General features: G+C 55.9%; 24 protein-coding genes and 1 tRNA gene. 3 read left to right on the top strand and 22 right to left on the bottom strand.

The window, feature by feature from the left end; all coding sequences use genetic code 11:
• Positions 1 to 311: 311 nt before the first annotated feature.
• From SELIN_RS03390 to SELIN_RS15070, 4 genes are all read right to left on the bottom strand, one after another.
• Entirely contained in the window at positions 312 to 788 is a 477-nt protein-coding gene (locus tag SELIN_RS03390; RefSeq protein ID WP_013505302.1) for a pyridoxamine 5'-phosphate oxidase family protein, read from the bottom strand.
• Positions 789 to 790: 2 nt separating this feature from the next.
• Positions 791 to 1,750, bottom strand: coding sequence for an acyltransferase (locus tag SELIN_RS03385; protein WP_198007117.1), 960 nt, complete (start codon positions 1,748 to 1,750; stop codon positions 791 to 793).
• Between the two features lie 20 nt (positions 1,751 to 1,770).
• On the bottom strand, positions 1,771 to 2,124 hold the full coding sequence (locus SELIN_RS03380; protein ID WP_013505300.1) for a DUF1801 domain-containing protein: 354 nt from the start codon (positions 2,122 to 2,124) through the stop codon (positions 1,771 to 1,773).
• 62 nt (positions 2,125 to 2,186) lie between these two features.
• Positions 2,187 to 2,429 carry a hypothetical protein gene (locus SELIN_RS15070; RefSeq protein ID WP_156788013.1) on the bottom strand — a complete coding sequence of 81 codons (243 nt, stop codon included), beginning with the start codon at positions 2,427 to 2,429 and terminating at the stop codon, positions 2,187 to 2,189.
• Between the two features lie 361 nt (positions 2,430 to 2,790).
• Between SELIN_RS15070 and SELIN_RS03370 the strand changes: the two genes are divergently transcribed.
• The gene (locus SELIN_RS03370) at positions 2,791 to 3,090 is read left to right on the top strand and encodes a hypothetical protein (protein ID WP_041725901.1); all 300 of its coding nucleotides are present in this window, start codon (positions 2,791 to 2,793) and stop codon (positions 3,088 to 3,090) included.
• Here the strand turns inward: SELIN_RS03370 and SELIN_RS14470 are convergent.
• Positions 3,081 to 3,918 (bottom strand): IS5 family transposase gene (locus SELIN_RS14470; RefSeq protein ID WP_156788070.1). Its coding sequence is split into 2 segments (ribosomal slippage): positions 3,081 to 3,512 and positions 3,514 to 3,918, totalling 837 coding nucleotides; the frame shifts between segments, so codons are not numbered across the junction. The genes SELIN_RS03370 and SELIN_RS14470 overlap by 10 nt on opposite strands.
• Before the next feature lie 61 nt (positions 3,919 to 3,979).
• On the opposite strand from SELIN_RS14470, the gene SELIN_RS03355 reads away from it, so the two are divergent.
• Positions 3,980 to 4,894 carry a hypothetical protein gene (locus SELIN_RS03355; RefSeq protein WP_013505297.1) on the top strand — a complete coding sequence of 305 codons (915 nt, stop codon included), beginning with the start codon at positions 3,980 to 3,982 and terminating at the stop codon, positions 4,892 to 4,894.
• Positions 4,895 to 5,323: 429 nt separating this feature from the next.
• Here the strand turns inward: SELIN_RS03355 and SELIN_RS03350 are convergent, their stop codons facing one another.
• From SELIN_RS03350 to SELIN_RS03315, 8 genes are all read right to left on the bottom strand, one after another.
• Positions 5,324 to 7,741 carry a TOTE conflict system archaeo-eukaryotic primase domain-containing protein gene (locus tag SELIN_RS03350; RefSeq protein WP_041725898.1) on the bottom strand — a complete coding sequence of 806 codons (2,418 nt, stop codon included), beginning with the start codon at positions 7,739 to 7,741 and terminating at the stop codon, positions 5,324 to 5,326.
• Complete coding sequence (locus tag SELIN_RS15065) at positions 7,722 to 7,922, bottom strand: hypothetical protein (protein WP_198007116.1); 201 nt, start codon at positions 7,920 to 7,922, stop codon at positions 7,722 to 7,724. Before SELIN_RS15065 ends, SELIN_RS03350 begins: the two co-directional genes overlap by 20 nt.
• Positions 7,915 to 8,223, bottom strand: coding sequence for a hypothetical protein (locus SELIN_RS15205; protein ID WP_198007115.1), 309 nt, complete (start codon positions 8,221 to 8,223; stop codon positions 7,915 to 7,917). Before SELIN_RS15205 ends, SELIN_RS15065 begins: the two co-directional genes overlap by 8 nt.
• Complete coding sequence (locus tag SELIN_RS03340) at positions 8,210 to 8,896, bottom strand: RNA ligase family protein (protein ID WP_013505295.1); 687 nt, start codon at positions 8,894 to 8,896, stop codon at positions 8,210 to 8,212. Before SELIN_RS03340 ends, SELIN_RS15205 begins: the two co-directional genes overlap by 14 nt.
• A complete protein-coding gene (locus SELIN_RS03335; protein ID WP_013505294.1) occupies positions 8,893 to 9,423 on the bottom strand; it encodes a hypothetical protein in 531 nt (176 codons plus the stop codon). The genes SELIN_RS03340 and SELIN_RS03335 overlap by 4 nt, the downstream gene beginning before the upstream one ends.
• Positions 9,420 to 10,823, bottom strand: a complete 1,404-nt coding sequence (locus tag SELIN_RS03330; protein WP_013505293.1) for an AAA family ATPase — start codon at positions 10,821 to 10,823, stop codon at positions 9,420 to 9,422. Before SELIN_RS03330 ends, SELIN_RS03335 begins: the two co-directional genes overlap by 4 nt.
• 657 nt (positions 10,824 to 11,480) lie before the next feature.
• Entirely contained in the window at positions 11,481 to 11,660 is a 180-nt protein-coding gene (locus tag SELIN_RS03320) for a helix-turn-helix domain-containing protein (RefSeq protein ID WP_343122652.1), read from the bottom strand.
• A 727-nt stretch (positions 11,661 to 12,387) separates the two neighbouring features.
• Positions 12,388 to 12,463 (bottom strand) — tRNA-Ala (locus SELIN_RS03315).
• A gap of 487 nt (positions 12,464 to 12,950) precedes the next feature.
• On the opposite strand from SELIN_RS03315, the gene SELIN_RS03310 reads away from it, so the two are divergent.
• Positions 12,951 to 13,823: a LabA-like NYN domain-containing protein gene (locus SELIN_RS03310; protein ID WP_013505290.1), complete on the top strand. Its 873-nt coding sequence runs from the start codon at positions 12,951 to 12,953 to the stop codon at positions 13,821 to 13,823.
• Between the two features lie 25 nt (positions 13,824 to 13,848).
• Here the strand turns inward: SELIN_RS03310 and ciaB are convergent, their stop codons facing one another.
• From ciaB to SELIN_RS03260, 9 genes are all read right to left on the bottom strand, one after another.
• Positions 13,849 to 15,714, bottom strand: a complete 1,866-nt coding sequence (gene ciaB / locus SELIN_RS03305; RefSeq protein WP_013505289.1) for an invasion protein CiaB — start codon at positions 15,712 to 15,714, stop codon at positions 13,849 to 13,851.
• Positions 15,695 to 16,573, bottom strand: coding sequence for a UDP-N-acetylmuramate dehydrogenase (murB, locus tag SELIN_RS03300; RefSeq protein WP_013505288.1), 879 nt, complete (start codon positions 16,571 to 16,573; stop codon positions 15,695 to 15,697). The genes ciaB and murB overlap by 20 nt, the downstream gene beginning before the upstream one ends.
• A 10-nt stretch (positions 16,574 to 16,583) precedes the next feature.
• The gene (gene murC, locus SELIN_RS03295) at positions 16,584 to 17,945 is read right to left on the bottom strand and encodes a UDP-N-acetylmuramate--L-alanine ligase (RefSeq protein ID WP_013505287.1); all 1,362 of its coding nucleotides are present in this window, start codon (positions 17,943 to 17,945) and stop codon (positions 16,584 to 16,586) included.
• 69 nt (positions 17,946 to 18,014) lie between these two features.
• The gene (gene rpsR, locus SELIN_RS15495) at positions 18,015 to 18,386 is read right to left on the bottom strand and encodes a 30S ribosomal protein S18 (protein ID WP_013505286.1); all 372 of its coding nucleotides are present in this window, start codon (positions 18,384 to 18,386) and stop codon (positions 18,015 to 18,017) included.
• A 25-nt stretch (positions 18,387 to 18,411) separates the two neighbouring features.
• Entirely contained in the window at positions 18,412 to 18,870 is a 459-nt protein-coding gene (locus SELIN_RS03285) for a single-stranded DNA-binding protein (protein ID WP_013505285.1), read from the bottom strand.
• Positions 18,871 to 18,872: 2 nt separating this feature from the next.
• Entirely contained in the window at positions 18,873 to 19,310 is a 438-nt protein-coding gene (gene rpsF / locus SELIN_RS13765) for a 30S ribosomal protein S6 (protein WP_013505284.1), read from the bottom strand.
• Positions 19,311 to 19,410: 100 nt separating this feature from the next.
• Positions 19,411 to 20,757 (bottom strand): MFS transporter, encoded by a 1,347-nt coding sequence (locus SELIN_RS03270; protein WP_013505283.1) that lies wholly within the window; start codon positions 20,755 to 20,757, stop codon positions 19,411 to 19,413.
• 180 nt (positions 20,758 to 20,937) lie between these two features.
• Positions 20,938 to 22,452 (bottom strand): apolipoprotein N-acyltransferase, encoded by a 1,515-nt coding sequence (gene lnt / locus SELIN_RS03265; RefSeq protein ID WP_013505282.1) that lies wholly within the window; start codon positions 22,450 to 22,452, stop codon positions 20,938 to 20,940.
• Entirely contained in the window at positions 22,452 to 23,219 is a 768-nt protein-coding gene (locus tag SELIN_RS03260) for a tRNA threonylcarbamoyladenosine dehydratase (protein WP_013505281.1), read from the bottom strand. Before SELIN_RS03260 ends, lnt begins: the two co-directional genes overlap by 1 nt.
• Positions 23,220 to 23,366: the final 147 nt, after the last annotated feature.

Below are 23,366 nucleotides of genomic sequence, written 5' to 3'. Positions count from 1 at the left end.
CTCAAGCGACGCCGTCAGCGCAGAACCATTTCCGCCATTTCAGCATGGCATCAGGGTCGGTGCCGTCGGAGATGCGAACGTTGAGAGATAACAGAAAAAACCCTCTGCCAAATGGGCAGAGGGGAAGGAAAGGGGGATCTATGGAAGGAAGGAGAGTTGCCAGAGAGTATTGCATATGGGATGCCAAAACAAAAACCCTTCATTGACAACAGGTTACCTGGCGGCAAAAAACAACTGAATGGTTGAATTTTGCCCAGGTGAGCAGATTCTGCGCAGACACGATGCGCGAAAAGCCACCCGCGCAACAGACCTCACGCCGGATGGTTGCTCTTGGCCGTGAAGGCATCCACACGCATACGCAGCACCAGCACGTGCTCCAGCACCCGGCTGTCAAACTCGAAGTCCGTCCGTCCAGAGTGGTGCTCCATAATGCGCAGCAACCCCTCCACCTTGAGGACTTCGTCATCAACCGTCTCAACGCGCCCGGAACCGGCAACACTGCGGTATTTCATGCTCCACTGACAGGCGCTCTGCCCTTCCACCAGACGGTGATCGGTGTCGATGAAAAAGTACCCTGAATCGTTACTCCGCAGAATATCAAGCTTGCGCCCATCCCGCGCACAGTGAAAATACAGCGTCAACTGGTTTTCTTGAAAGTGGAACCCATAGTTCAGAGCGACCAGATAGGGCGCCCCCCGATCCACCAGGGCCAGGTGACACACCTGCGCCTGACGCAGAATACTCTCCACCATTTCACCATCGTGAATCTGCCGATCTGTGCGACGCATGTTCACCCCCCTGCAGCCGGTAGACGCCGGCTATGCTCTTCATGCAGCTGTCGCAGCTGCTCATCCTTCTCCTGCCAGATATCCGTTACCCACTGCTGAATCTCCTGACGCAACAGAGGATCGCTCCCGTAGTCGCCCTGACTGAAGTGCGCCGGAATCGGCTTCTCATCAATGCGCACCACACAGCGGCGAAACGCACCGCACATCATCGCCCAGAAAGTGGGAATCCCGTCAGGATAGTAAATGGTCACATTGGTCAAAGCACTGAACCGATCCCCCAGGGACTGAATCGCAAAGGCCAGACCACCGGCCTTAGGCTTCAGCAGGTACTGGAAAGGCGACTGTGTGCGCCTGCGCTTCTGCTCGGTGAAGCGGGTACCCTCCAGGAAGTTCATCACACTGGTGGGCACCTGGGAAAACTTCTCGCAGGCCCTGCGCGTCTGCTCCAGATCCTTCCCGGCCTTTTCCGGATACCGGGCCAGATACTCACGGGAGTAACGGCGCATAAAGGGAAAGTCCAGCGCCCACCACGCCTGCCCCACAATCGGCAGATAGGCGAGCTCCCGTTTGATAAAAAACTTCAAAAGCGGCACCTTGCCCAGATAGAGGGCGTAGAGCACAAAAATATCCACCCAGCTCTGGTGATTGGCATTAATCAGAAACCACTCCCGCCGACCAATGCGACTCAACCCCTGAATATCCCACTGAACCCGGTACACATGGTTCAGCCACCACAGAATACCCCGCACCCACAAACCCGCAGTGGCCTCGACCATGGGATTGGCCACACCCCTGGCCAGACCTTGCGGCAGAATCAGGCGCAACAGGATAAAGACATAGAGGAACGCTCCCAGAAACAGCGTATACAACAGCAGCGCAAGGGAACTCAGAACACCCAGCAGGAAAGACCCTCCCGCAGCAGGAGCTTCCCAGGCAGCATTCGACCCAGCAGTGGTTGGCAAAGTACTCCGGTCCATCGCGCTTACCCCTGCAACCCAAAGGCAGCCTGCACATATTCAGCAACATGCCGATCCGCAATATCCTGAAGCGCGCGCAGTTTGATATGACGACGCAGTTTGCCGCCACCCTCCAGAACGCCGTGGGGATCGGGCAGCATCGCCCCCCGACTGAACTCCAGCGAAACATGACCCGTATAGGCAAAAATACCGCAGAACGGTTCAGCCCCGCTGAAAAGGATGCCCCCGTACTTCATCTCTTCGCCACTCCCCTGGCAAACCGCCAGCACCGTTTCTCGCAACGCCCTCACAAGCGCGTACTGCGATTCGCTGTGGTTTTGCAGATCATTGAGAAAGGTTTCGACATGCATAGTGCTCATGGGCACTCCCGGAAAAGAAATTCAGACCAGCCCGTCTTCAATACGCCGCCAGTTGCGCCATCTTACCAGCCCCACAGCACTATCGGCAACACCCATAGCGGCACACGCTGCAGCCATGAAAGCCGGAAGCATTGCACCCGGCCAGAAAGAGCCGCTTTCCAGCATCTGGCGACACCATGGACGCTGAAGAAGAGTTCCACGCCACCGCCGCTGAACTCATCATCAGCCCCACCGGCCAGGTGGACCACCTCGTCTTCGAATGGAACCACGAATGGGGAAAAGGCCGTCAAGGCTTCAAGAGACATTATGAACCACGAATGAACGCGAACATGCACAAATGGGGGAAATTTCACGCAAAGACTGTGGGGAGGGGAAACCGGAAGAGCTTAACCACGGAAATCACGGAAGACACGGAAGTTACCGCGAATAGACGCGAATGAACGCGAATGGAAAGGCAGGATCTCACGCCCGTTCGCTGCGCTCACTCAAGTCGCGAAGACGCAGAGAAAAATACAAGTTTAACTGATTTGGCTGCCCATCTTCTTTGCGTTCTCAGCGGCTTTGCGAGAGGAGATTGTCTTTTCTGAAAAGATAATTTTAAAGAAAGTGTCTTTCAATACCTCAAAACACACAGGCAATTGAGAAGTTCTCAGGTGCAAGGCGTGCGTGAGGCTTTTCAGCAGCCTGTCACGTGTAAATGGACTTGCGCAGGCCAACCCGCAACACCAGGAGCGTCAACACATCGCCATCAACGCGAAAAAGCACCCGAATCTTGCGGGCTACGATAAAGCGATATTGCCCGGAGAAGCGGCTTCCCTTCAGTTCAGTGACTTTCCTGGTCTGCTTCAGAGAATTGAAGTTATCCCGCAAATAATGGATTTTTTTGACAATGAGCTGGCGATCGACGCTGTTGAATCCGTGAAGATCCTTGACCGCCTGTTCGGAGTATTTAGAACTTATCCATAAATTACGCCGATTTTCCTGTATGTGATTATGGCTGCCGCAAGACACGTCAACCCGTAGTGAGTGACCTCAAGCTTCTCAAAGCGCACATGAATCTTCCTGAAACGGTTGAACCAGGAAATAGATGCTTCCACTATCCAGCGCCTCGCCTTCTTTGATGGGTCACGCTTCTTGTCCTCGATCTCTTCTTTTCGCTGCTTTACATGGGGTATGTATCCGCGCTGAAGAATGCTGCTGAGCGCCTGCTTTCCCTTGTAGCCACAATCTGCGCAAAGATGCTGCTCCTGCTCTGCAGGCTTCTCGAAGACTACGCCATCAAGAACAGCTTCAAGCTGGCTCACATCATGCCGGTTCGCTCCGGTTACGACGATGGACAACGGGACGCCACGACCGTCCACCAGGACATGACGCTTGCTCCCGTTTTTTTCCCCGATCCGTCGGGTTCTTCCCTACGGTTTCAAGAGCCATTGGTGCTTTGTACATTCCGCCATCTATGCTTTGCCACTCCCAGGCAATTCCCTCCATCTCGTCGTACTCAGCCAGCCCTTGACGCCAAATAGCTTCGAATACACCGGCCTTACTCCACTCAATGAAGTACTTGTGCACGGCACTGGCGCAACCAAACTGCTCCTTGGGTATCGCTTTCCACTGACAACCGGTGCGCAGAACATAGACAATGCCGGAAAACGCCTTCCTGGGGTTAAGTCGCTTGCGCCCACCACCAGGCTTGCGCTTGTAGACCTTGTCAAGATCTCTTTGCTGGATTGGCAGCAAAGGCTCAACTCTTTGCCAGAAAGCATCTGAGACTTCCCATGATTGCACTTTAGACATAAATCACCGCCATGAATGATCTCTCACTGAATCATTCTATAGCAAACTATCATGATGGTCAATGATTATTTATGGACAAGCTCTAAGCACCCTCGTCCTTACGCTCCTTGCCGGTGCGCCACTCAGCCTGTCGGACGAGAACGCGCCAAGCCCCTTTGACGCGGCGCGCATTCTGATGGAAAGCCAGGGGCAGCTTGACGGCGAAACCATCGGCCGGATTTTTGACGCCGGGGTGACGGCGAACATGCAGATTCCCCCCCGCTATATCGGCGTAGCCTTTTACGATACGCGAACCGGTGGCCAGCTCGACGCCACGGAGATACGTGAGCTGATGGGAGCTCTCCGCCAGGACGGTGCCCGTGAACTTCTCATGATGGCACAGTCGTTCACGGGCAATCTGCCCATGGAAGCCCAGACCCTGTCGGATCTGCTTGACGCGGCTTTCATCGCCAGCATGCGCAACCCGCCCCAGCATATCAGTATCGAATTTTACGATACCCGCGTCGGCCCGTCAGGGCAGGGTGGCGGGGTTTCCGGCCGCACACCCGAGCAGGTGCATCGGGAGCCTGCACCCATAACCGAGGATGAGAGCAGTATTGCCCCTCAGGAAGCCTGGCTTGAGGCCGATGAGCTGATGGCGCTGGCCCGCGAGCTGCAGCTGGCGATCACCCCCAAAGAAGAGAGCATACTGGTGCCTGTTCTGCTGTGGGGCCGCACCGATGCCGAGTTACACGAAAACCTGCAGGAACTGCTGAAAGAAATGGCGGAGGCTGACCTCTTCATGGCCCACCCCGATGCCCCCTACTCCGATGTGAGGAAGCTGGAGCGCCAGGATGACCTCCAGGTGTACTTCGGTCTGATGTATATCACGGGAGATCAGGAGATTCTGCGACTGCTTCAGGAGGTATTTCCTGACATAAACCCTGCAGCCCAAAGCTCCAGACAAGCAGCGCGAGACCAAATACAACAGCGATAAATGCAAGGGTCATAAGATAGGTTACTCCTTAACAGGCTGCTGAAAAGCCTGATCTGCGGCATTGCTCGCCAGTGCTCGTCGCTGCGACGTACAGGAAGTACGCCTCACTCCTCACCTTGCTTGCGCCTTGCACCTGAGAGCTTTTCAATTGCCTGCATAACGCTATGGACCCACAGGGTTGCCGCCATGACGGCGGCAACCGTAAACTCAAAGCCAGGGAGGGCGGTTGGTTGCAGTCCCAGTTTCAGGCAAGCGAACGAAGGAAAACTCCTCAGTAATGGAACCGGAATGTCAAGCGACACAGTCTGTGGAGAACCATTGCCGCCATTACAGCATGGCATCAGGGTTGGTGCAGGCAACCTGCCGTTTCGGGGGTGCGAAAGTTAAGTTATTCCTCTTCTCTGCAAGCAAACCCAATAGCAATCGCTTCTATTCTGATATGTTACCGTTTCCTAAAATAACGCCCTCCATCGGTTTAATTTCGTATCCCATGGCCCGGTAACCGCGTTGGCGTTTGTCCCACATTCGGGCGAGTTGCGGCTGATCGGTCTCGGCGTAATCATAGATGCGCACATCCTGTTTGTCGACATGCTCACGGTGCAAACGCCCTGCGTATTGCTGCAAGGTTCCCTTCCAGGAGATCGGCATAGCCAGCACAAGAGTGTCGAGCGGCGGATGGTCGAAGCCCTCGCCGATCAGGCGGCCGGTGGCGAGTAGTACCCTCGGGGCTGACTCATCCAATGCCTCCAGCTCGGCAAACACTTCCGTTCGCTGTTTCTTCGACAATCGGCCATGCAGGACAAAGCAGTGTTCGACCTCATTCCCCAGCGCCTCCTGCAACAGCGGCAGATGATCCGTTCGCTCGGTAAGCACCAACACCTTTCGCCCTGAGCGGTAGGCGGCCAGCACATCCCCGACAATACACTGGTTGCGGCTCGCATCGCCCGCGAGGATGCGGAACACATCCTGAATTGGCGAGTCCGGCGGGATTTCAGGCGCAGGTATCATTTTCGGCCAGACTTCCAGTTGCGTCGGGACGGTTTCCGGTCTGGCGGCGCTGTGACGGATCGGCCCGCACTGCATGAAGATGATTGGCTGATGCCCGTCGCGGCGTATGGGCGTGGCGGTCAGGCCCACCACGAATTTCGCCTTGGCTTGTTTGAGGATCGCCTCGAAGGAAAACGCCGACAGGTGGTGGCATTCATCGATGATGATCTGGCCGTACGGGTCGAGCAGTTCGCCCAGGTCTTCGCGCCGTGACAGTGACTGCATGACGGCGATGTCGATCTTGCCGGACGGTTTTTTCTTGCCGCCGCCGATGACACCCAAACTTCCTTTCGGAAATTCAAGAAATCCGGTCAACCGTTCCTGCCATTGGCGCAGCAGTTCAGTGCGATGGACCAGCACCAGTGTACTGACCTTGCGCCGGGCGATCAGGGCTGCTGCAGTGACGGTCTTGCCGAAGGCTGTCGGGGCGCAGAGCACGCCGACATCGTGTTTGAGCATCTCCCGTACCGCTGCCTTCTGGTCCTTGCGCAAGGTCCCGGTGAACTTGGCCGTCACTTTCCGTCCGGCCAAGCGCTCGTCCTGCAGCTCCGGATGGATGTCATTCTCCTGCAACAGGTCGAGTGCCGCATCGAGGCAGCCACGGGGCAGGCCGATATGCTGGGGGAAATTCTCGGCGCAGCCGATGATGCGCGGCTTGTTCCATACCGGCAGGCGCATGGCCTGGGCCTTGTAAAACTCGGGATTTTGGAAGGCGGCGAGGCGGATCAGGCGGTTGGCCAGCGGTTGTGGCAGATCGGCTTTGGCGATAAAAATCTGGTTGGCCAGCACCAGGGTCAGCGATTCCGGCAATGGGCCAGCAATCCGGGCGGGCACAGGTGAAGGACGCTGCCATGGCTTGCTGTCTTCTTCCTCGGCGGCAAAGGCCACATCCAGGGGATGGCGGCTGCCGCTGGCCCGCAGGATGGCGTCTTCCAGGTCCCGCCGGGACATGGGGCGGATGGATGACAGAAAAGCCCACTGGTCCGAATGGGGTTGCAATTGTTCATTAACGAAGACGCTGCGCCCTGATTCCCTCGGCTGTTTCTGCAGGGGCAGCGCGATCAGATTGCCGAAGCCACCCTTGGGCATGGTGTCCTGGTTGGGAAACAGCCGATCGTAGCTGGCCAGGGATAATTGCCGGGTGCGGTCGCAGGTGTGGCTGATCAGTGCGGTCCCGAGCTGCCGGGCCTCGCGGGCCGGAACCGGCTCGGCAAAAAAGATCCAGGCGTGAGCGCCATTTCCGGAGCGGGAAATCTCCAGCGACGCCGGAATGCCGAGTTCGCGACAGGATTGCATGAAAGCTTTGGCATCCTCCCGCCAGTCGGCCTCATCGAAGTCAACCGCCAAAAAACAGCAGCTGTCGTCGCTCAGGAGTGGATAGACGCCGATGGTCTGTTTCCCTGCCAAATGGTCATAGATCACCTGATCGGTCACCGGCAGCAATTGGCGCTGGTTGCAGTCGCCGCATTTCACCCGAGGCTTGTGGCAGATGCCGGGCTTCCACTCGTTACCACAGGCTGGTGAATAGCCTGACGTGCCCTTGGCCGAGTCCCAGCGCTGCGGATAGACATCCTCCCGCCCCCGAAAAAGCCGGCGGAACAGGGCGATCTTGTCGTCGGTGGTGAACTGGGTTGGGACTGATATGAATTCAGGTGGGTCGGGGACAGGTTCAGGGATGGCAGGTTCTTCCCAAGCGATACCGTGCTGGGTCAGCAGATTTTTGAGGCGGGCGTTCTCCTCGCGCAGACGCCGAAGTTCATCTTGTTCATTCAGGCTCTTGTCACTCTTCGGCAAATCCATACTCCACCATCAGATTGTCCATATCATCGCCAACGCCCCAGCCCCAGTTGTGGCCTTTGTGCCGGACACGTTCAAGCCGCTCGACAAAGTCTTCCTTCTGGCCTGGCTCAAGCGCCGTAATCGCCTTCAGCGCCTGCTCGAACATGCGCACCAGTGCATTGAAATAACCCTCGTCATCCATGCCGCAGTAGCCGAGCTATGGCTTTCCTGTAATCAGAGATTGCCTTCTTGGCCTTGGCAACCGAGATATCCTGATTGCGCATGACATCCGGGTAAACCCAGCGGTCAATGGTGAACTTGTACGGTTCGAGCACATCCTCGCCCAGGGCGAAGCGGGCATGGAGAAAAGCCTGATTGTTCTTGCTGGCGGCGCACAGGTCCTGAATCAGGCCCAGCAGCGCTGGACGGTCGAGATCGGCAAGCTGGCACTTGAGATCGGTCCAGGTCGGTTTTTCTTGCTCGATTTTTTCATAGGATATCATGCGTTAGCCGATTCGGCCTGATGGCGGAGCGCGACCAGTGCTGCTCGACCGCCTGGATAAATGTGGGGCGAACAAGTTTGGCCCGTTGTTCAAGCCAGTCACCGTGATCAATTCGCAGATAAATCCCTTCAGCAGGCTGATCGGTCAGCTTTGATTGCGATAAGAGTTTCTGAATTTCGGGATAGGTGAACCGCCCGCGTGCAATGCCTGGCACTTTGGGGATATGCATCTCATATAATAGCCGATCCCGGCGCGCCGTGGCCAGAAACCGACCTGCCTCTCGGTCATAAATATCGAAAGCAAGAAACCAGTCGGGCAAGCGATCATAGAAAATCGAATGCTGGGCATAACACCACTCGCCAAACAGGATGTACCGGTCAGAGAGGTGCTCGAAAAGCGTATCGGTGTGGATCGCCAACCATTCGCCGAGTTTTTTCCACTGTCCCGAGCAGGGCAAATGCAAATAAGCCCCCCTGTTCTGGGCACGGATATTTCCATGCGCATCAAACGAGAGCCCCATGTTTGCGCCGTCTACTTTTTCTTCTACCGTCACCTCATGCGTCAGGAATGCATCGCGTTCTGATTCTGTCAGAACCTTATCACCCCTGATGTCAACTCCCGGCATGGTCGCCAGATGAGGCGTTGAGGGAAATTTGAAAAAGTCCTCTTTCACGTCCCCATCTTCTCGGTATATTTGGCTTCGATGTATTCCGGGCAAAGGAACTGAACGGTAATCCCAACCTCAGCCAGGGCATCCTTCCATCCCCACCATTTACTGTCTGTGGCCTGCAATATGGGCGGCTTCTCCACGTGGGCGTTGGCTGCGGCGACAAACTTGCGGTCCGATCTGTCGAAATCGTTCAGATCGTCATGCGTGGGAAACTCTTCGTATGAGTCGCCATTGCTGGTGATGGCCACTCTGTCGCAATATTCAGGGTTATACCGGTGGTCGTTCACCCATTTCATAAAGGCATCGCCCATGCCGGGTTGTCCCTTCATGGAGAGCTGCTGCCGGTACTCATTGAAAATTTCGTCTCCCGCATCGATGATCAGGCCACGCTTTTTAATGACATATTCAACCGCCTCGACGCAGGCCAGCACGCAGGCATCGGATACGTCGGAGTCCGCGTCCGGCTGGGTGGCGAGATTGGCCGTCTTGGGCACATTGGTATCCACCAGGCATTTCTTGGGCAGGCTCATGCGGAGGCCTCCGGCTTTTCGGTTTTCTGCATCCGCTTCTTCATGGCGGCCTTTGCCTGCTCGGTGATGTCGCCCATTTCATCGCCGAAGAAGTTCTCCGGCCAATTCTGGATGTTGCCGAAGATATCGATTTGCAACGGCTCCAGGGTCGCGGGCGTCCTGGCGATATTGGCGAAATAGGCCGATACCTTTTCCTGTGGGACGGCATCTTCGGCGATACGGCGCTGCAGGCGACGCAGGAAATGCTCCGAGTGGGTCTCGATAACCAACTGAATATCCCTGTCCGACCCGTTTTCTCTAGAGTTGATGACATCGATCATCACATCGGCCAGCGCCGATTGCGCATTCGGATGCAGGTGGATCTCCGGCTGTTCCATAAGGATGATCGACCCGGCCGGAGCATAGAAACACTGCACCAGAACCGGCAGCACCTGGGATATGCCAAAACCGACGTCCGGAAGATCGACCCAGTCTCTCGACCCCTTGGTGCGGACCTTTACCTCGTACTCCTGCCGCTGCTCCGATATCGGGTTGACCTTGAATTCCTCGATCAGTCCCATTTCCTTGAGCTTGAGGGCAATGATCTCCTCAAATGGTTTGGCTGGCCTTTTGTAGCCCAGACTGATTTTCCGGTTTCGTGCCGCAAGAATCGCCGCGACGGTATTTTCCCCAGCATAGCCGACACTTTCAGGCTCCATACCGGTCCATGAATACAGACGTTCCGCCTTGGTGCGCAGCGGCCCAAGATAACAGAGTGAACGGTAGAATTTTTCATGGCGCAAATTCAAAGCCTGAACGAAATCCGCATTCTGGTGATAGGCAACCACCTCATCAGGAAAACCGTAAAACCGGACCGGTGCGCCGGGTGACCATGCACGCCCCTGCTTGCGTTTCAACGGGTAATTGGTCGCATCGACTTTATACTCGGACTTGGTGTCCGATTTTCGCTCCATGCCGATGGACAGTCGGGATTCCTCTTCCTCAAGCAACTCGTATTTCAGTTGATCAAGCACAAGGGTGTGCTGGTCCTTATCCCCTAAACCAACTTTGCCATGAAAAGCGAGATTATCGCCAGAAAAGGTTTGACCGGTCACCGGGTCTTTGAACTTCAGTATATCCGGCAACGACCACCGATAGTCAAAGATGATCTTATTTTCCGGATCGCGGCGAAAAACCATCTCCTGATAAGATCCAAGCTGAACTGCCGAGTTTTTGCCACCCGGATAGAAAACCGCCTTTCTGTCCGGTGACTCCACGGTCTGCTTCAGCATCATCAGGAACTGGCCAATACTGGATTTGCCAGAGCTGTTAGCACCAAAAAACAGGGAGATGGGAGCCATACGAATGGTGCCGGTATCCTTCCAGCCTTTGAAGTTTTGAATTCGTAATTCTTTCAACATATTTCCTCTCTCCTGTCTTTATTGCCGTGCCGTCCACAGTGTCCGGCATATGCGGTTACCGCAAACGTTATTAACCCAAAGTACTTTCGTCTCCAGCTCACTCTGCAGCCAACAGCTTTGCCAGCCTAGCCAGCGATTCCGTGACGACCCGTCCCTGCTGTTCGATGCTGCCGATAATCTGCTGCGGAGTTTAGCAGGCTGCTGAAAAACCCTCATCTGCGGTGTTGCTCGCCGTCGCGCGTCACTGCAACGTACGGGGAGTACGCTTCATTCCTTGCTCCGCGAGCGCCTTGCACCTGAGCATTTTTCAATTGCCTGCGTCTTTTGAGGTATTTCAGCAAGCTGTTGATATGGTGGACACATATTCACCCCGAAGCGCTGGCAATCGGCATACCCTTGGCCTGCTGCATGCCCATAAGGAGATATTCCGTCTCCTTTTTTGCTTCGAGCACGCCCATTGGCAAAGCTTTCGGCATATCGCCCGCCTGCACGCAGAGTAGATAGTCGGTGCGGTCTGCCCCCTTACGTCGGCGGCCTTTCAGACCAGTCGGCTCCACCGGAGCGGGGGTCTCCATCTTGAGCCACTGGTGGCTGTTGTATCCTTTTCCCGCAATACAGGCTCAATCAGATAGAAACAGGCCTCCTGTTCGTTGTAGCTCATGGTTTTTCCGTTCCCAGTCCAGGTTCCGCCGCGCCACCAGATTCGACCCAGGCATCCACATGGCTTTTCTTGAACTTCCAGAAGCGTCCCATGCGGTGCGCAGGAATGCCATGCGTGTCGATCCACTTGTACACATTGACATTACTTACCCTAAGATACTTGCAGATCTCAGTTATCGACTACCAGCGATCTTCCATCTCGTCTATGCTTAAAACTCCACGGGCGTTTTGGTTTGCCGTCACGTCTACCAGAGGCGAAACGGGAGAGTGCTGGACGCACCCCAAAACTGCAAAACCTCCTTACTATATAAGTTAGTCGTGCGAAGTCAAACGCTCTTTGACGATTTTGGCTGAATTTACCCTATTCAATCGACACTAAAGGCCATGTGCCATTTTGGCCGAATAATCTGCAAAGAATACCCAATTTGTAATGCGACCTGAACCAACACATCTTGAAACCACCCGATAAGTAATCAGGGAGGCTATCAGAATTATCAACGAAAATCGGACAAACAGTCGAGCCGACCATGGACATCAATGAGCTGTTTGATGGAATCATAAAGAGCATCAACCCGTTTACCGATGAGATCGCCAAACAGTGGTTGCAGGAAAAATGCAGGAGTCTGGACAAGGTCCCGGGAATGGGGTAAGGATACGGAGAATTTTACGCTTTGCTATCTATGACTTCTCTGTCTTTCGGCCCGCACTATATGCGTTCAGTCGGCGCATCGTGCGTCTTGGTATACAGGCGAAAGAGAAGCGGGGTGCGAGTGTTCCCTGAAAAGGTGAGGTGATCAGGGCAGAGTCGATGCCCTGGAAGCGGCGTAAATCGACAACAACACGCAGAAAAAGAAAACCCGTGCGCTAGCCAGATACTGTTAGTGCACGGGATTTATCTTTTTAATGGTGGAGCTAGGGGGGATCGAACCCCCGACCTCTTGAATGCCATTCAAGCGCGCTCCCAGCTGCGCCATAGCCCCAAACGGTTTGTATCTATACAGGCTGCACAGGGGATTGTCAAGGAATTATGCGGCGCTTTTCTGTTTTTCTTTGCTTGCTTTTCCTGCACGGCTGCTTCTATAACTCATGTACTCAAGTTTCGTACCCCCGAAACAGCTGAGTGTCGGTATGGATTCCGATGCCATGCAGGAAGGGGACATTTGGTTCTGCATAAACTGCGTTGTTTGAAGCACAAAGCCCTTTTTCTCGTTTTTTCTTTGCCACTTTTTTCCCGCAAAAAATGGCTGGGAAGCGGCCCCCAGTGCTGTCCTTCTCAGCCGTCCGGTGAGTGCGACGCCTGGCTGGCAAGACCCGAACGGGACACTCACAGGAAGTGGTGGAATACCAGATGAATCAAACATGCAAAATGCAATACAGTTTCCGCGCGGTAAACATCAGGACAACAATGTCTTAAGTCAATATAACAAGAAGTGAAACTTCAGATGTACTTCACCGAAAGGACAGATAATGGCAATGATGAGCTTTTCTTCCGACATTCCCCCGGGGCTCTCCAAGTCCAACGCGAAGGTGGGTGTCTATGTTGATGTGGCCAACCTGGTGCGCAATGGCGGTTACGGCATGCGCTACGAAGTGCTGCGGGAGTTTGCCTGCCGCGATGGCGCTGAGCTGGTACGCCTGAACGCCTATGTCAGTTTTGATGTGGATCGCGCCTCCAAGGATGCCCCCTACAAATACAAAATGACCAACTTCTACGCTATTTTGCGGGATTTCGGCTACAAGGTTATTGAAAAACCGGTGAAGTGGTATGTGGATGAGAGCGGCAACCGTTTTGGCAAGGCCAACGCCGATCTGGACATGGCGGTGGACGCGCTGCTGCAGTCGGAAAACCTCGACCGCGTCCTGTTGGTCACGGGTGATGGCGACTTTGTGCAGGTGGTGCGGGCGCTGCAGAACAAGGGCTGCCGTGTCGAGACCATGGCGTTCCAGAATATTTCATCGGATCTGAAAAAAGAGTCCGACATGTTCATGTCCGGCTACCTGATTCCGAACCTGCTGCCCATCGACTCGGTGGATCGCCGCAGCAATCAGTGGGGAGAACTTGGCTCGCGGGTGCGAGGCTTCTGCTACCACCACGATGACAGCCAGAACTTCGGTTTCATGCGATTTCTGCAGAAGGTCAGCTCCGGGTTGTGGATCACCGACTCCCGCCGCGAGGACTCGCCCTACCGCACGGCCTACTTCCGCGATTCGAACCTGGCTTCCGACATCAATCCGCGTCACCTGCCTGATCGTAATCTGATTTTCGAATTTGAACTGGTCAAAGCAGCCAACGGCGATAATCCCGAGGCGCGCAACATCACCCTGGTGGGTCGCTCATAGGGCCTGCCGACGCGTGCCTCCTTCGCTACTGGCTCAGTGCGCGCCAGCGATCGGGGTGATCCTCATCGTCCACGACGCAGCCTGATTCCTGGTACAGCTTCCAGTAATATTCCACGAAACGGCGCGCCTGCTCCTGCCTGGGAAGCAGGCGTTTTTCTTCCCGGCAGACGTATTCCTGCAGGAACTCCATGGCGTCCTGCTTTGCGAGGTAGTGCCGTGCCAGGCGCCGGTAGATGTCCTGATACCAGCTGACAAGGGTGCCAATGGTGGCACTCTCGGTGCAGATGCGCAGCTGCTGGCCCTGAAAGCTCAGGATTCCGCTCGCAAAGAGGCCGTGCAGGTGCAGCAGGCCCTCCACGTAGTAGGGCAGTACTTCATCGCTTTCCATCCAGGCAATCAGCCCGACACTGCGCCGGATGGTGTCATCGACGGCGCGGGCGATCAGCTGCGTATCGTCAGCCTGTTGCTCGAAGAGGGTCACCAGCCCCCCTGCGGTGGCCTTGAACTCCTCAATATTCTTGAAGTTGCCCGTGCGGTTCATGGCGGTTTCCGTCTCGGCATCCATCCAGAGCACATGGCCATACTCGTGGCCGACAGTCAGGGCGTCGTACACCTGGTGCCACTGACCGGGCTGACAGAAGAGGTAGTGGCGGAAGCGCTGTTCAAAATCATCACCGTAAACCAGGCGGTGGATCTTCATAAAGGGTCGGCTGCGCTGGGCCTCCAGCACCATATCGGCAAAGGCGAATATTTTTTTTCCGCAGCTGGCACTGATTACCTCGTCGTTGGGAACCACCTGGGCCGAAAAGAGCCCTTCCAGGTCGGAGCCATAGTAGAGCAGGGGGCGGCCGAGAAAGAGCCGGGTGCGGCGCAGGTTTTCCTGGCTGGCCCTGATGGCTGGGTGCCCATGGGCCTGCAGTTGCTGGCTCAGCTGGTCAAACATCGCCTGCACCTGTTGCTGGCGATGATTTTCTTCCTGCAGGGCGGGATTGATCATACGCAGATCCCACTCCGGCGCCACGGCCTTGCGGTAGTGATCCTCGTAGTATTCCAGGGGATGACCGATCTGCAGCGGGCCGCTGTCGGCCATCCAGCAGCGATCCACATGGGCCCAGCGGCGGACCAGCTGTGCGGTATCCCGCTCGCTGAAAGCATCCACCAGCGCCTGAAGATAATGCCGGTGCACAAGCTCCAGGCCGAAAACCCCATCAGTGTTGCGGGCCAGTTCATCCATAAACTGGTGCAGACTGGCCACAATGCGCTGTATCTGGGTGGGAAACACTTCGGCATAGGCGAGGCTGTGCCACCGCTGTCCCTGTTTCACCAGCGCAGAGTAGCAGCGGTCGGCCTCTTCCCCGTCATGTCCCGGGTCCAGCAGTCCCTGCTCCCGCAGCCACAGGACGGCCTCCGAGCCGTGTTCCTCTTCAAGGCTGGGGTTGACGGTTTCGATGATATGGCGCGTCCACTGGGGATGCCAGTGGCTGAACTCCAGGCCGGTGCGATGCACACCGTGCAGAAAAGCCCGGTAGTAGGGCGTCAGCAGCTTCTGCTCGTCCACATGTTCCAGCAGAGCCCGGTGGTCGTCCTGGTGAAGGCGGGCGCTCCAGGCATAGGCTTCGGCCTTCGCCCGGTTGATGTGGGGCTGATCGTGTCCGGCCTGCTTCAGGGCCTGCACCAGTGCATCGGTGCGCAGGTGGATCAGGCGGGTGAGGATTGCCAGACGGTGCTCACGGGTTGGTTCCAGGTCAATGGAGGTGAGAAAAGCGTCTATCTGCTGTCGACGGGCCGGAAACTCGCCGTCCAGCACCCGGTACCAGCTGGCCCGTTTCACGTACTGCTGGTGGGAGAGGTCGTAGAGCTTCTGCAGGTCGTCAAAGAATTTCTTTTCCATAGAAGTACCCTTCCTTGCTGAGGTAGCGGAATTCGGGCTCAAGAAGTATCCCGGTGCGCTGATATACGCGGTTGGCCGCCATACGGGCCAGGACGACATAGTCATCGGGCCAGGCGCTGCCGCGCTCGAGGTTGACGATAAAGTTGGCGTGTTTTTCACTGATCTGCATACTGCCGAGCCGCATGCCCTTCAACTCGCACTTTTCCAGGAGCTGCCAGCTGGACACCGAAGCAGAGGGGTTGCGAAATACGGAGCCAAGGGAGGGGAGGCTGGTGGGTTGTGAGGCTTTCTTGCGCTCCAGACACTGGCGAAGCTGCTGGCTCTCATCGACGCGCAGGGAGATGTCGAAGGCGGCGCGCAGAATCACTTCCCTGGCCGGATCAAAGGAGCTGCAGCGGTAGCCGAACTCCATCTGATGACGCTGCAGGCAGACGATCTCGCCGTCCCGCCAGATTTCCACCCACAGCAGGCGATCGCTGATATGCACGCCATAGCAGCCCGCATTCATCACCAGTGCACCGCCGATGGTGCCGGGAATACCGGCCAGTGGTGCAAACCCGCCATAGCCCTGACGTACGGCCAGGGTCGCAAGGCGTGCCAGCATGGTACCGGTCTTGGCTACAAGGGTTTCATCGCTGATGCTGATGTGGTCAAGCTGGCTGGCCACCAGGAGCGCTGGCACCGGATTGCGCGCGGAAAGGACGGTATTGCTGCCCCGCCCAAGCACGGGGATGGAGGGATGCCGCTGCAGGATCTGCACACACTCCTCCATGGTCTGGGGAAGGTAGAGCAGCGGCACCACGCCCCCGGCCCGCAGCGAGCTGCAGGGAGCACTGGAGCTGTTGCGCAATACCCGCACGACCGGTTCCTCAGGGCGTGACAAGCAAGGAGCAGATGGTATTGACGTTGCCGGCACCCAGGGTGATGATGGCGCCGTCTTCGCAGTGCTGCGCCTTCAGGTAGGCGACAATTTCGTCAAAGCCGGCCATATGGGTGACCTGCTTGTGACCACGGGCCTTGATCTCCTGGGCGATCTTCTGGGAGTTCAGGCCGGGAATGGGGGCTTCACCAGCCGGATAGATATCGGCCACAATCACTTCATCAGCGTCATAGAAGGACTTCGTGAAGTCCTCATAGAGCTCCCGCACCCGGCTGTAACGGTGGGGCTGGAAAATGGCGATCACCTTGCCACTGTACCACTCACGGGCGGCTTTGAGCACGGCCATGATCTCCGTGGGGTGATGACCATAATCATCGACCACGGCAAAACCATTCATATGACCGGTAATTTCAAAACGGCGGTGTACTCCGGCAAAGTGCTCCAGGGAATGGCGGATGGTATCGACGGGAACCTCGAATTCCAGGGCAATGCCAATGACCGGCAGACTGTTGACCACATTGTGAACGCCCGGCAGGCACAGGCGGAATTCGCCCAGCTCTCGACCGTTATAGTTGACATCGAAGCGCTGGCACCCGTTCGTGCGACGGATATGGTGGGCAAAAATATCGGCATTGGTGTTCAGGCCATAGGTGACGTGGCTGCGTTCGATGCGCGGCAGAATGTCCTGGATGTGCTCATCGTCCAGGCAGACAAAGCTGACACCAAAAAATGGGGTCTTGTTGATGAACTTCAGAAAGGTGTTTTTCAGGTTTTCCATGGAACCATAGTGATCCATGTGCTCCTTGTCGATATTGGTTACCACCGAAAGCACAGGAGGCAAGTGCATGAATGAGCCATCGCTCTCGTCGGCTTCCGCGACAATCAGGTCACCCTGGCCCAGCTTGGCGTTACTTTTGATTTTATTGAGACGACCACCAATGACCACTGTGGGGTCGAGTCCCGCATCGGTGAGAACCGTCGCCACCAGGCTGGTGGTGGTGGTTTTTCCATGGGCACCGGCTATCAGGACGCCATGCTTCATGCGCATCAGCTCTGCCAGCATCTCGGCACGGCTGATAACTGGTATGCGCTTGCGACGGGCTTCTGCAACTTCCGGATTTTCCTTGCTCACCGCGCTGGACGTCACCACCACATGGGCGTCGGTGATATTGGAGTGGGCGTGTCCATAGTATATTCTGGCGCCCAGAGACTCCAGGCGGGCCGTGGTGGCACTTTGCCGGATATCGGAACCACTGACGTGGTAGTCCAGGTTCAGGAGCACCTCGGCGATGCCACTCATTCCTATGCCACCAATACCGACAAAATGGATTTTGTTTTTTTTCCGAAACACAAAACACTCCCCGTAAATAGAAAAAGGCGAGTAGAAACTACCCGCCTGAAAATGCTATTCCCGCAACGCTTAACGCAGGGCAGTGAACGGCAGCAGCGCCATCATTCTGGAACGTTTGATAGCTGTGGCCAGCGAACGCTGGTGCTTGGCACAGGTGCCGGTCATGCGGCGGGGTTTGATTTTGCTGCGCTCGGTAATGAAGGTGCGCAGGCGCTTGACATCTTTGTAGTCGATGTAGTCGACCTTCTCGGCACAGAAAGCACAGACCTTCTTGCGGCCAAAGCGACGGCGACCACCCTGGAAAGAGCGGCGGGGTCCACCGGCACCGCCAGCAGGTCGGCCGGTTCCACCACCGGGGCGGTTGCTGTACTGGGCACGTGAACGGGGTTGCTGCTCCTGGGAAGCATTGGTATTTTCAGTGGCAGTGGTATTTTCAGTCATAGTCGTATCTCCTTGCTACAGATAATCAAAAGGGAATATCGTCATCGGGCATATCCACAGGTGGCATGGCCTGGCGGCCCTTGCCCTGGGATGGGGGCTCATAGCTCTGGTCAAAATCGCTGTAGCCATCCTGCTGAGAGCTTCCACCCTCACCACGGCCACCGCCGCTTCCACCACGCAGAAACTGCACGGTTTCAGCCACAATTTCATGTTTTCCACGCTTCTGTCCGGTGTTCTTGTCATCCCAGGTGCGGTAGATCAGACGACCTTCCACCAGGACTGGCGAACCTTTGGACAAAAACTTGGAGCAGTTTTCTGCTACTTTATTCCATACCGTCACATCGACAAATAAGGTCTCGTTATCCGCCCGCGGATTGTTCACGGCCAGTCCGAGCGTTGCCACAGCAGCGCCGGAGGGGATGAATCGCAGTTCGGGATCCCGGGTCAGATTGCCAACCAGAATGACCTTATTAAATGAGGACATGACTAGGCCTCACTTTCTTCCTGGGCAGCAGCGGGCGCTTCTGCATCTTCTGATTCTGGTTCCTCGGCACTTACGGAAGCCGCATACTGGGCTGTCTGGGCCTGGGCGGCGGCGGCCTTGGACTGCTCGGCTTTGCTCAGCGCTTCGAGAGCCTTCTTGTCCAGACGCAGAGAGATAAAGCGCATCATTTCGTCGCTTATCTTGAAGTTCCGCTCCAGCTCGTCAATCAGAGCAGAAGCGCAGCTGAGGTGGTAGAGGTAGTAGAAACCAAATGATTTGTTGTCGATTTCATAGGCAAGCTTCTTCTTGCCCCAGTTTTCAAACTTGTCGATGGTTCCTTCGTAACGGGCGATAATGCCGTCAACACGGGCGATGTAATCGGCAAGCTGCTGTTCATCAAGCTCGGGCTTCAGGATGAACATAAGTTCGTACTTCTTCATGAATGCACATTCCTCCTCATGGAATTGCCGGCTATTTTTGCGTAGCCAGCGAGGTCATTTCTTCAAAACCCAACATACTTATACGCTTCGACCCCTGCTGTCAACTGCTTTTTGCCGTCGCCCCTTCGGAGAAGGGAAAGGTGCGGGCAAAGAGCACCAGGGAGAGCAGCGCCAGCAGGAAAAATCCGCCAAAAGTTATCATGTAGGCGCTGGCACGCTCAGGATGCAGAATATTGAGCATGATACCGGTTGCCGCCGTGCCAAAGGCACCGGAAATAAAAAAGATCAGATTAAAGAAACCCATTCCCACTGCGGTGAGCTCCCGTGGCAGCACGCCGGAGATACTGCCCGCCAGGGAGGAGTGCACGATGGAAAAACCGCAGTGGCCCGCAATGAGACACAGGGCGCTCAACACCACACCCAGGCCGGCAGAAGCACCCAGGCACAGGTACCCCACGATCAGGAACAGGTATCCCACCCGCACCACCCGGTTTGAGCCGATGCGACCGGCCGCCCTGCCAGACAGCCATCCCGCCACGGCCGCGCTCATGGCCGCAGGAAACATGAACACGCCTATGGCCATGGTAGAGAGGTCATATACCTGTCGCACCATAATAGGAACGGCGAAGAGCATGCCAAAAACCGTCGCCATCACCAGCAAGGCCGCGATCACACCGCCTCTGTACCTGGCAATGGTAAAAAGCTGTGGAGCGATGAAGGGATACTCGACGCGGCGCATATGCCACACCGCTGCTGCCAGCAAAGGCGCGGCAAGCAGCAGGGCGGGCCATGACGCCTGGGTCAGCGCCACCAGCAATGCCCCCACAAAAGCGCCCAGCAGCAACGCACCCATGAAATCAAAGGGTTTTCGCACATGGGATTCATCCAGGGGCAAGGACACGTAAAGCAGGGGAATCACCGGCAGCAGCACCAATGGTATCAGGAAGAGGAAGTGCCAGTGGAACTGCCCTGCCACAAAGCCACCCAGAACCGGACCAACGCCGGAAGCAAAGGCAACGGTCGAAGCGATGACCCCCAGCATGGCACCTCGAAGGTGGGAGGGGAAATAGAGGGTCGCCAGCAGCATGCCAAGGGCTGGTATCCCCGAGGCTCCGACTGCCTGAATAATACGCGCAAGTATCAGCAGCGGAAAGGATGAAGCAAAAAAACCCAGCAAGGAGCCCGCACAGAAAACAATCAGGCCGAACGTGATAATGGATCGCAGGGAAAATTGATCAACCAGCCGGGCGTAGACCACCGAGCCGAAGGCAAAGATCACCACATAGGCAGTGATAACCCAGCTGACCGTGGAGGGAGAAACGGAGAATTCGGCGGCAATGTCGGGGATTGCTATGTTAAAGGTCACCCCGTTCAGAACGGCGAAAAAAATCACCACACTCATCAAAGGCATTATGCGCTGGCGCACCAGCTGTTCATCAAGGATCATGATGTATATACTCTCCAGGCAGACTGACGGCGACTGAAAACACCAGAAATTGAAGTGAGACGCGACAAGGCGTGGCACCCACAAGAAAGAAAGGGCTCAGTGAAAACCCCGGAACAAGGCGTCTGCACAGGAGTGAAACATACTCCCCCAGCACCTCAGAGAGGGGCTTTCAACAGCCTGTCAGAGGCTCAGCTTCTTGCGCCGCCGTCCGCGCCAGGAATCCATGGCACCAAAAACCGTCACCAACAGGGCGAAAACAGGAAAGAGATAGGGATAACGGTTAAAAAGGGTTATGCGGGGAATGATATCCACATCCACACTGAACGCTCCTGAACTCTGCAGAGGAATGTGCTCCACAACCCGCCCGAACTGATCATAGACCGCCGTAATACCGGAATTGGAGTTGCGGATGAGGAACTTTCCATTCTCGATAGCTCGGGCCCTGGCCATAGCCAGGTGCTGATAAGGAGCCCAGGTTTCGCCAAACCAGGCATCATTGGTGATATTCACCAGAAAATCGGCTTCACGGGTGACTCGCGCCACCAGCTCGGGAAAAATGGACTCAAAGCAGATAAACGTTCCCGCCCGACCATGGGGGGTCTGCAGGGCGCGCCACTGGGTTCCCGACGAGTAATCTTCACCCATGACGAACTTCTCCACAAAGGGCAGCAGCGTCTCCTTGAAGGGCGTGTACTCGCCAAAAGGGACCAGGTGAATCTTATCATAACGATCGACCAACTGTCCTTCCGCGTCCAGCACAGCAGCACTGTTATAGTAGCTCATGGTTCCATCTTCTTTGCTTTCGTAGAAGAGGGCGCCGGTGATGAGCGTGCTCTGCAGTTCACGCACCAGTCGCGTAACCCGCTGCTTGCCCGGATGGTCAGAGTTAAAGAAAAAGGGAAGCGCAGACTCCGGCCAGACAAGCAGGCCTGATGAAAAATCCTCGTGACGCGAGAGGCTGATATGGCGCTCAAGATTGGCTTCTGCATACTCATCATCCCACTTCTGAAACTGGTCGATATTCCCCTGAACCACGCGCACCGGGATACTGTCATATTCAAAGGTCTCCTCCACACCAATAACCCAGGCGCTGTAAAAAACCGTCACACCGAGAAGCGCGCCGCAACCGAGGAAAAGGTAGGTCATATTGGGACGAAACGACTTCACCAGAAGCACATAGAGGGTATAGTTTATGAAGACCACGATAAAACCAAGGCCATAGACCCCCACCACTCGCAGCACCTGGGAAATGTAGTCAAAATTCAGCACCGAGTAACCCAGGAGATTCCAGGGAAAACCCGTGAACAGAGTGCCACGCAGAAATTCCAGCGCCACAAAGAGACTGGCCACCTGCACAGCCGTCCACAGGGAGTGGTGATTTGATGTCACAATCTGTCGTATTCCCCAGGCAAAGATTGCCGGAAAGATCGCCAGGTAGGCACTGAGCAGCAACATGGCAGGAACGCCGAACAGGTGATTGGAAAGCGCGTAGGTATTGAATATATGGGGTATCCAGTGCAGGGAGGCGGTAAAGAAAACCACTCCCCACAAAAAGCCTGTCACAAACGGGCGTTTGGCAATCTGAATGGCTACCAGAAGGGGGATCAGGGCGATCCAGGCGAGCCAGTGATATCCCAGGGGTTCAAAGGCTGCTATGGTGAGAAGAGCCGAGAGAATGGCGAATACGTAAGACATTACACACTCTGCTGATTTTGGTTGTGAATAATCTGCCGGCAGGCCCAACTGGCCATATGCATTCCAAATACCGCAGGGACAAAGACCATACTGCCCTGCTGCACCCGTTCACGGCCAATGCCGGTGGGTGCTGCCACCAGGGGCATAGCGTAACAGGGATTCTCGACGGAGTATACCACTGGAAAATGGAGAGAGCACTGATTTTTTCGCAGAAACTTCCGCAGACGCCGGGCCATGGGGCAAATGCTGGTCTGCGCCATGGTCCCCAGTCTCACCATTGCAGGGTCAAGCTTTCCAGCGGCGCCCATGCTGCTGAGAAAGGTTTTTTGCTGCTCCAGCAAAGAGCGTATCAGGTACAGTTTTGGCGAAAAGGAATCAATGCAGTCGAGAACGACATCTGCATCGGCAACTCCATCTACAGAAAGAATATCCCCACGGTGGAAGGCTGTCACCGCTCGTACTTCACAATCAGGGTTAATGTCGCCAATGCGTTGCTGCGCCACCACCGCCTTGGGCTGCCCCAGGGTGGAGCGCAGGGCGTAAATTTGGCGGTTAATGTTGCTCTCGGCCACATCGTCAAAATCCACAATGGTCAATCGCCCCACTCCGGAACGAGCCAGGGCTTCCGTTACAAATGACCCCACTCCACCCAGGCCGAATACCACCATGGAGCTTTGCTGCAAACGCTTCTGACAATCACTGCCGATCAGTATCTGACTGCGGGAAAAAAGGGCACTGGCACGGTCATTCGTCGGGGATACGGACACGGAAAACTCCTCCGGAAATATTCTAACAGCTTGCTGAAGTACCTCAAAATACGCCGGCAATGGAAAAATGCTCAGATGCAAGGCGCTCGCGGAGCGCCGAATGAAGCGTACTCCCCGTACGTTGCAGTGACGAGCGACGGCGAGCAA

Origin of the sequence: Desulfurispirillum indicum S5, from assembly GCF_000177635.2 — a bacterium.
GTDB lineage: Bacteria > Chrysiogenota > Chrysiogenetes > Chrysiogenales > Chrysiogenaceae > Desulfurispirillum > Desulfurispirillum indicum.
Note: the sequence above shows the minus strand (reverse complement) of the source record. Positions and strands in the feature narration are given on the sequence as shown.

Coding starts and splice junctions, on each gene's coding strand:
- SELIN_RS03390 (WP_013505302.1), bottom strand. CDS start 788: ATGCGTCGCACAGATCGGCAGATTCACGATGGTGAAATGGTGGAGAGT.
- SELIN_RS03380 (WP_013505300.1), bottom strand. CDS start 2,124: ATGAGCACTATGCATGTCGAAACCTTTCTCAATGATCTGCAAAACCAC.
- SELIN_RS15070 (WP_156788013.1), bottom strand. CDS start 2,429: ATGTCTCTTGAAGCCTTGACGGCCTTTTCCCCATTCGTGGTTCCATTC.
- SELIN_RS03355 (WP_013505297.1), top strand. CDS start 3,980: ATGATTATTTATGGACAAGCTCTAAGCACCCTCGTCCTTACGCTCCTT.
- SELIN_RS03350 (WP_041725898.1), bottom strand. CDS start 7,741: ATGGATTTGCCGAAGAGTGACAAGAGCCTGAATGAACAAGATGAACTT.
- SELIN_RS15065 (WP_198007116.1), bottom strand. CDS start 7,922: ATGGATGACGAGGGTTATTTCAATGCACTGGTGCGCATGTTCGAGCAG.
- SELIN_RS15205 (WP_198007115.1), bottom strand. CDS start 8,223: ATGATATCCTATGAAAAAATCGAGCAAGAAAAACCGACCTGGACCGAT.
- SELIN_RS03335 (WP_013505294.1), bottom strand. CDS start 9,423: ATGAGCCTGCCCAAGAAATGCCTGGTGGATACCAATGTGCCCAAGACG.
- SELIN_RS03330 (WP_013505293.1), bottom strand. CDS start 10,823: ATGTTGAAAGAATTACGAATTCAAAACTTCAAAGGCTGGAAGGATACC.
- SELIN_RS03310 (WP_013505290.1), top strand. CDS start 12,951: ATGGCAATGATGAGCTTTTCTTCCGACATTCCCCCGGGGCTCTCCAAG.
- ciaB (WP_013505289.1), bottom strand. CDS start 15,714: ATGGAAAAGAAATTCTTTGACGACCTGCAGAAGCTCTACGACCTCTCC.
- rpsR (WP_013505286.1), bottom strand. CDS start 18,386: ATGACTGAAAATACCACTGCCACTGAAAATACCAATGCTTCCCAGGAG.
- SELIN_RS03285 (WP_013505285.1), bottom strand. CDS start 18,870: ATGTCCTCATTTAATAAGGTCATTCTGGTTGGCAATCTGACCCGGGAT.
- rpsF (WP_013505284.1), bottom strand. CDS start 19,310: ATGAAGAAGTACGAACTTATGTTCATCCTGAAGCCCGAGCTTGATGAA.
- SELIN_RS03270 (WP_013505283.1), bottom strand. CDS start 20,757: ATGATCCTTGATGAACAGCTGGTGCGCCAGCGCATAATGCCTTTGATG.
- lnt (WP_013505282.1), bottom strand. CDS start 22,452: ATGTCTTACGTATTCGCCATTCTCTCGGCTCTTCTCACCATAGCAGCC.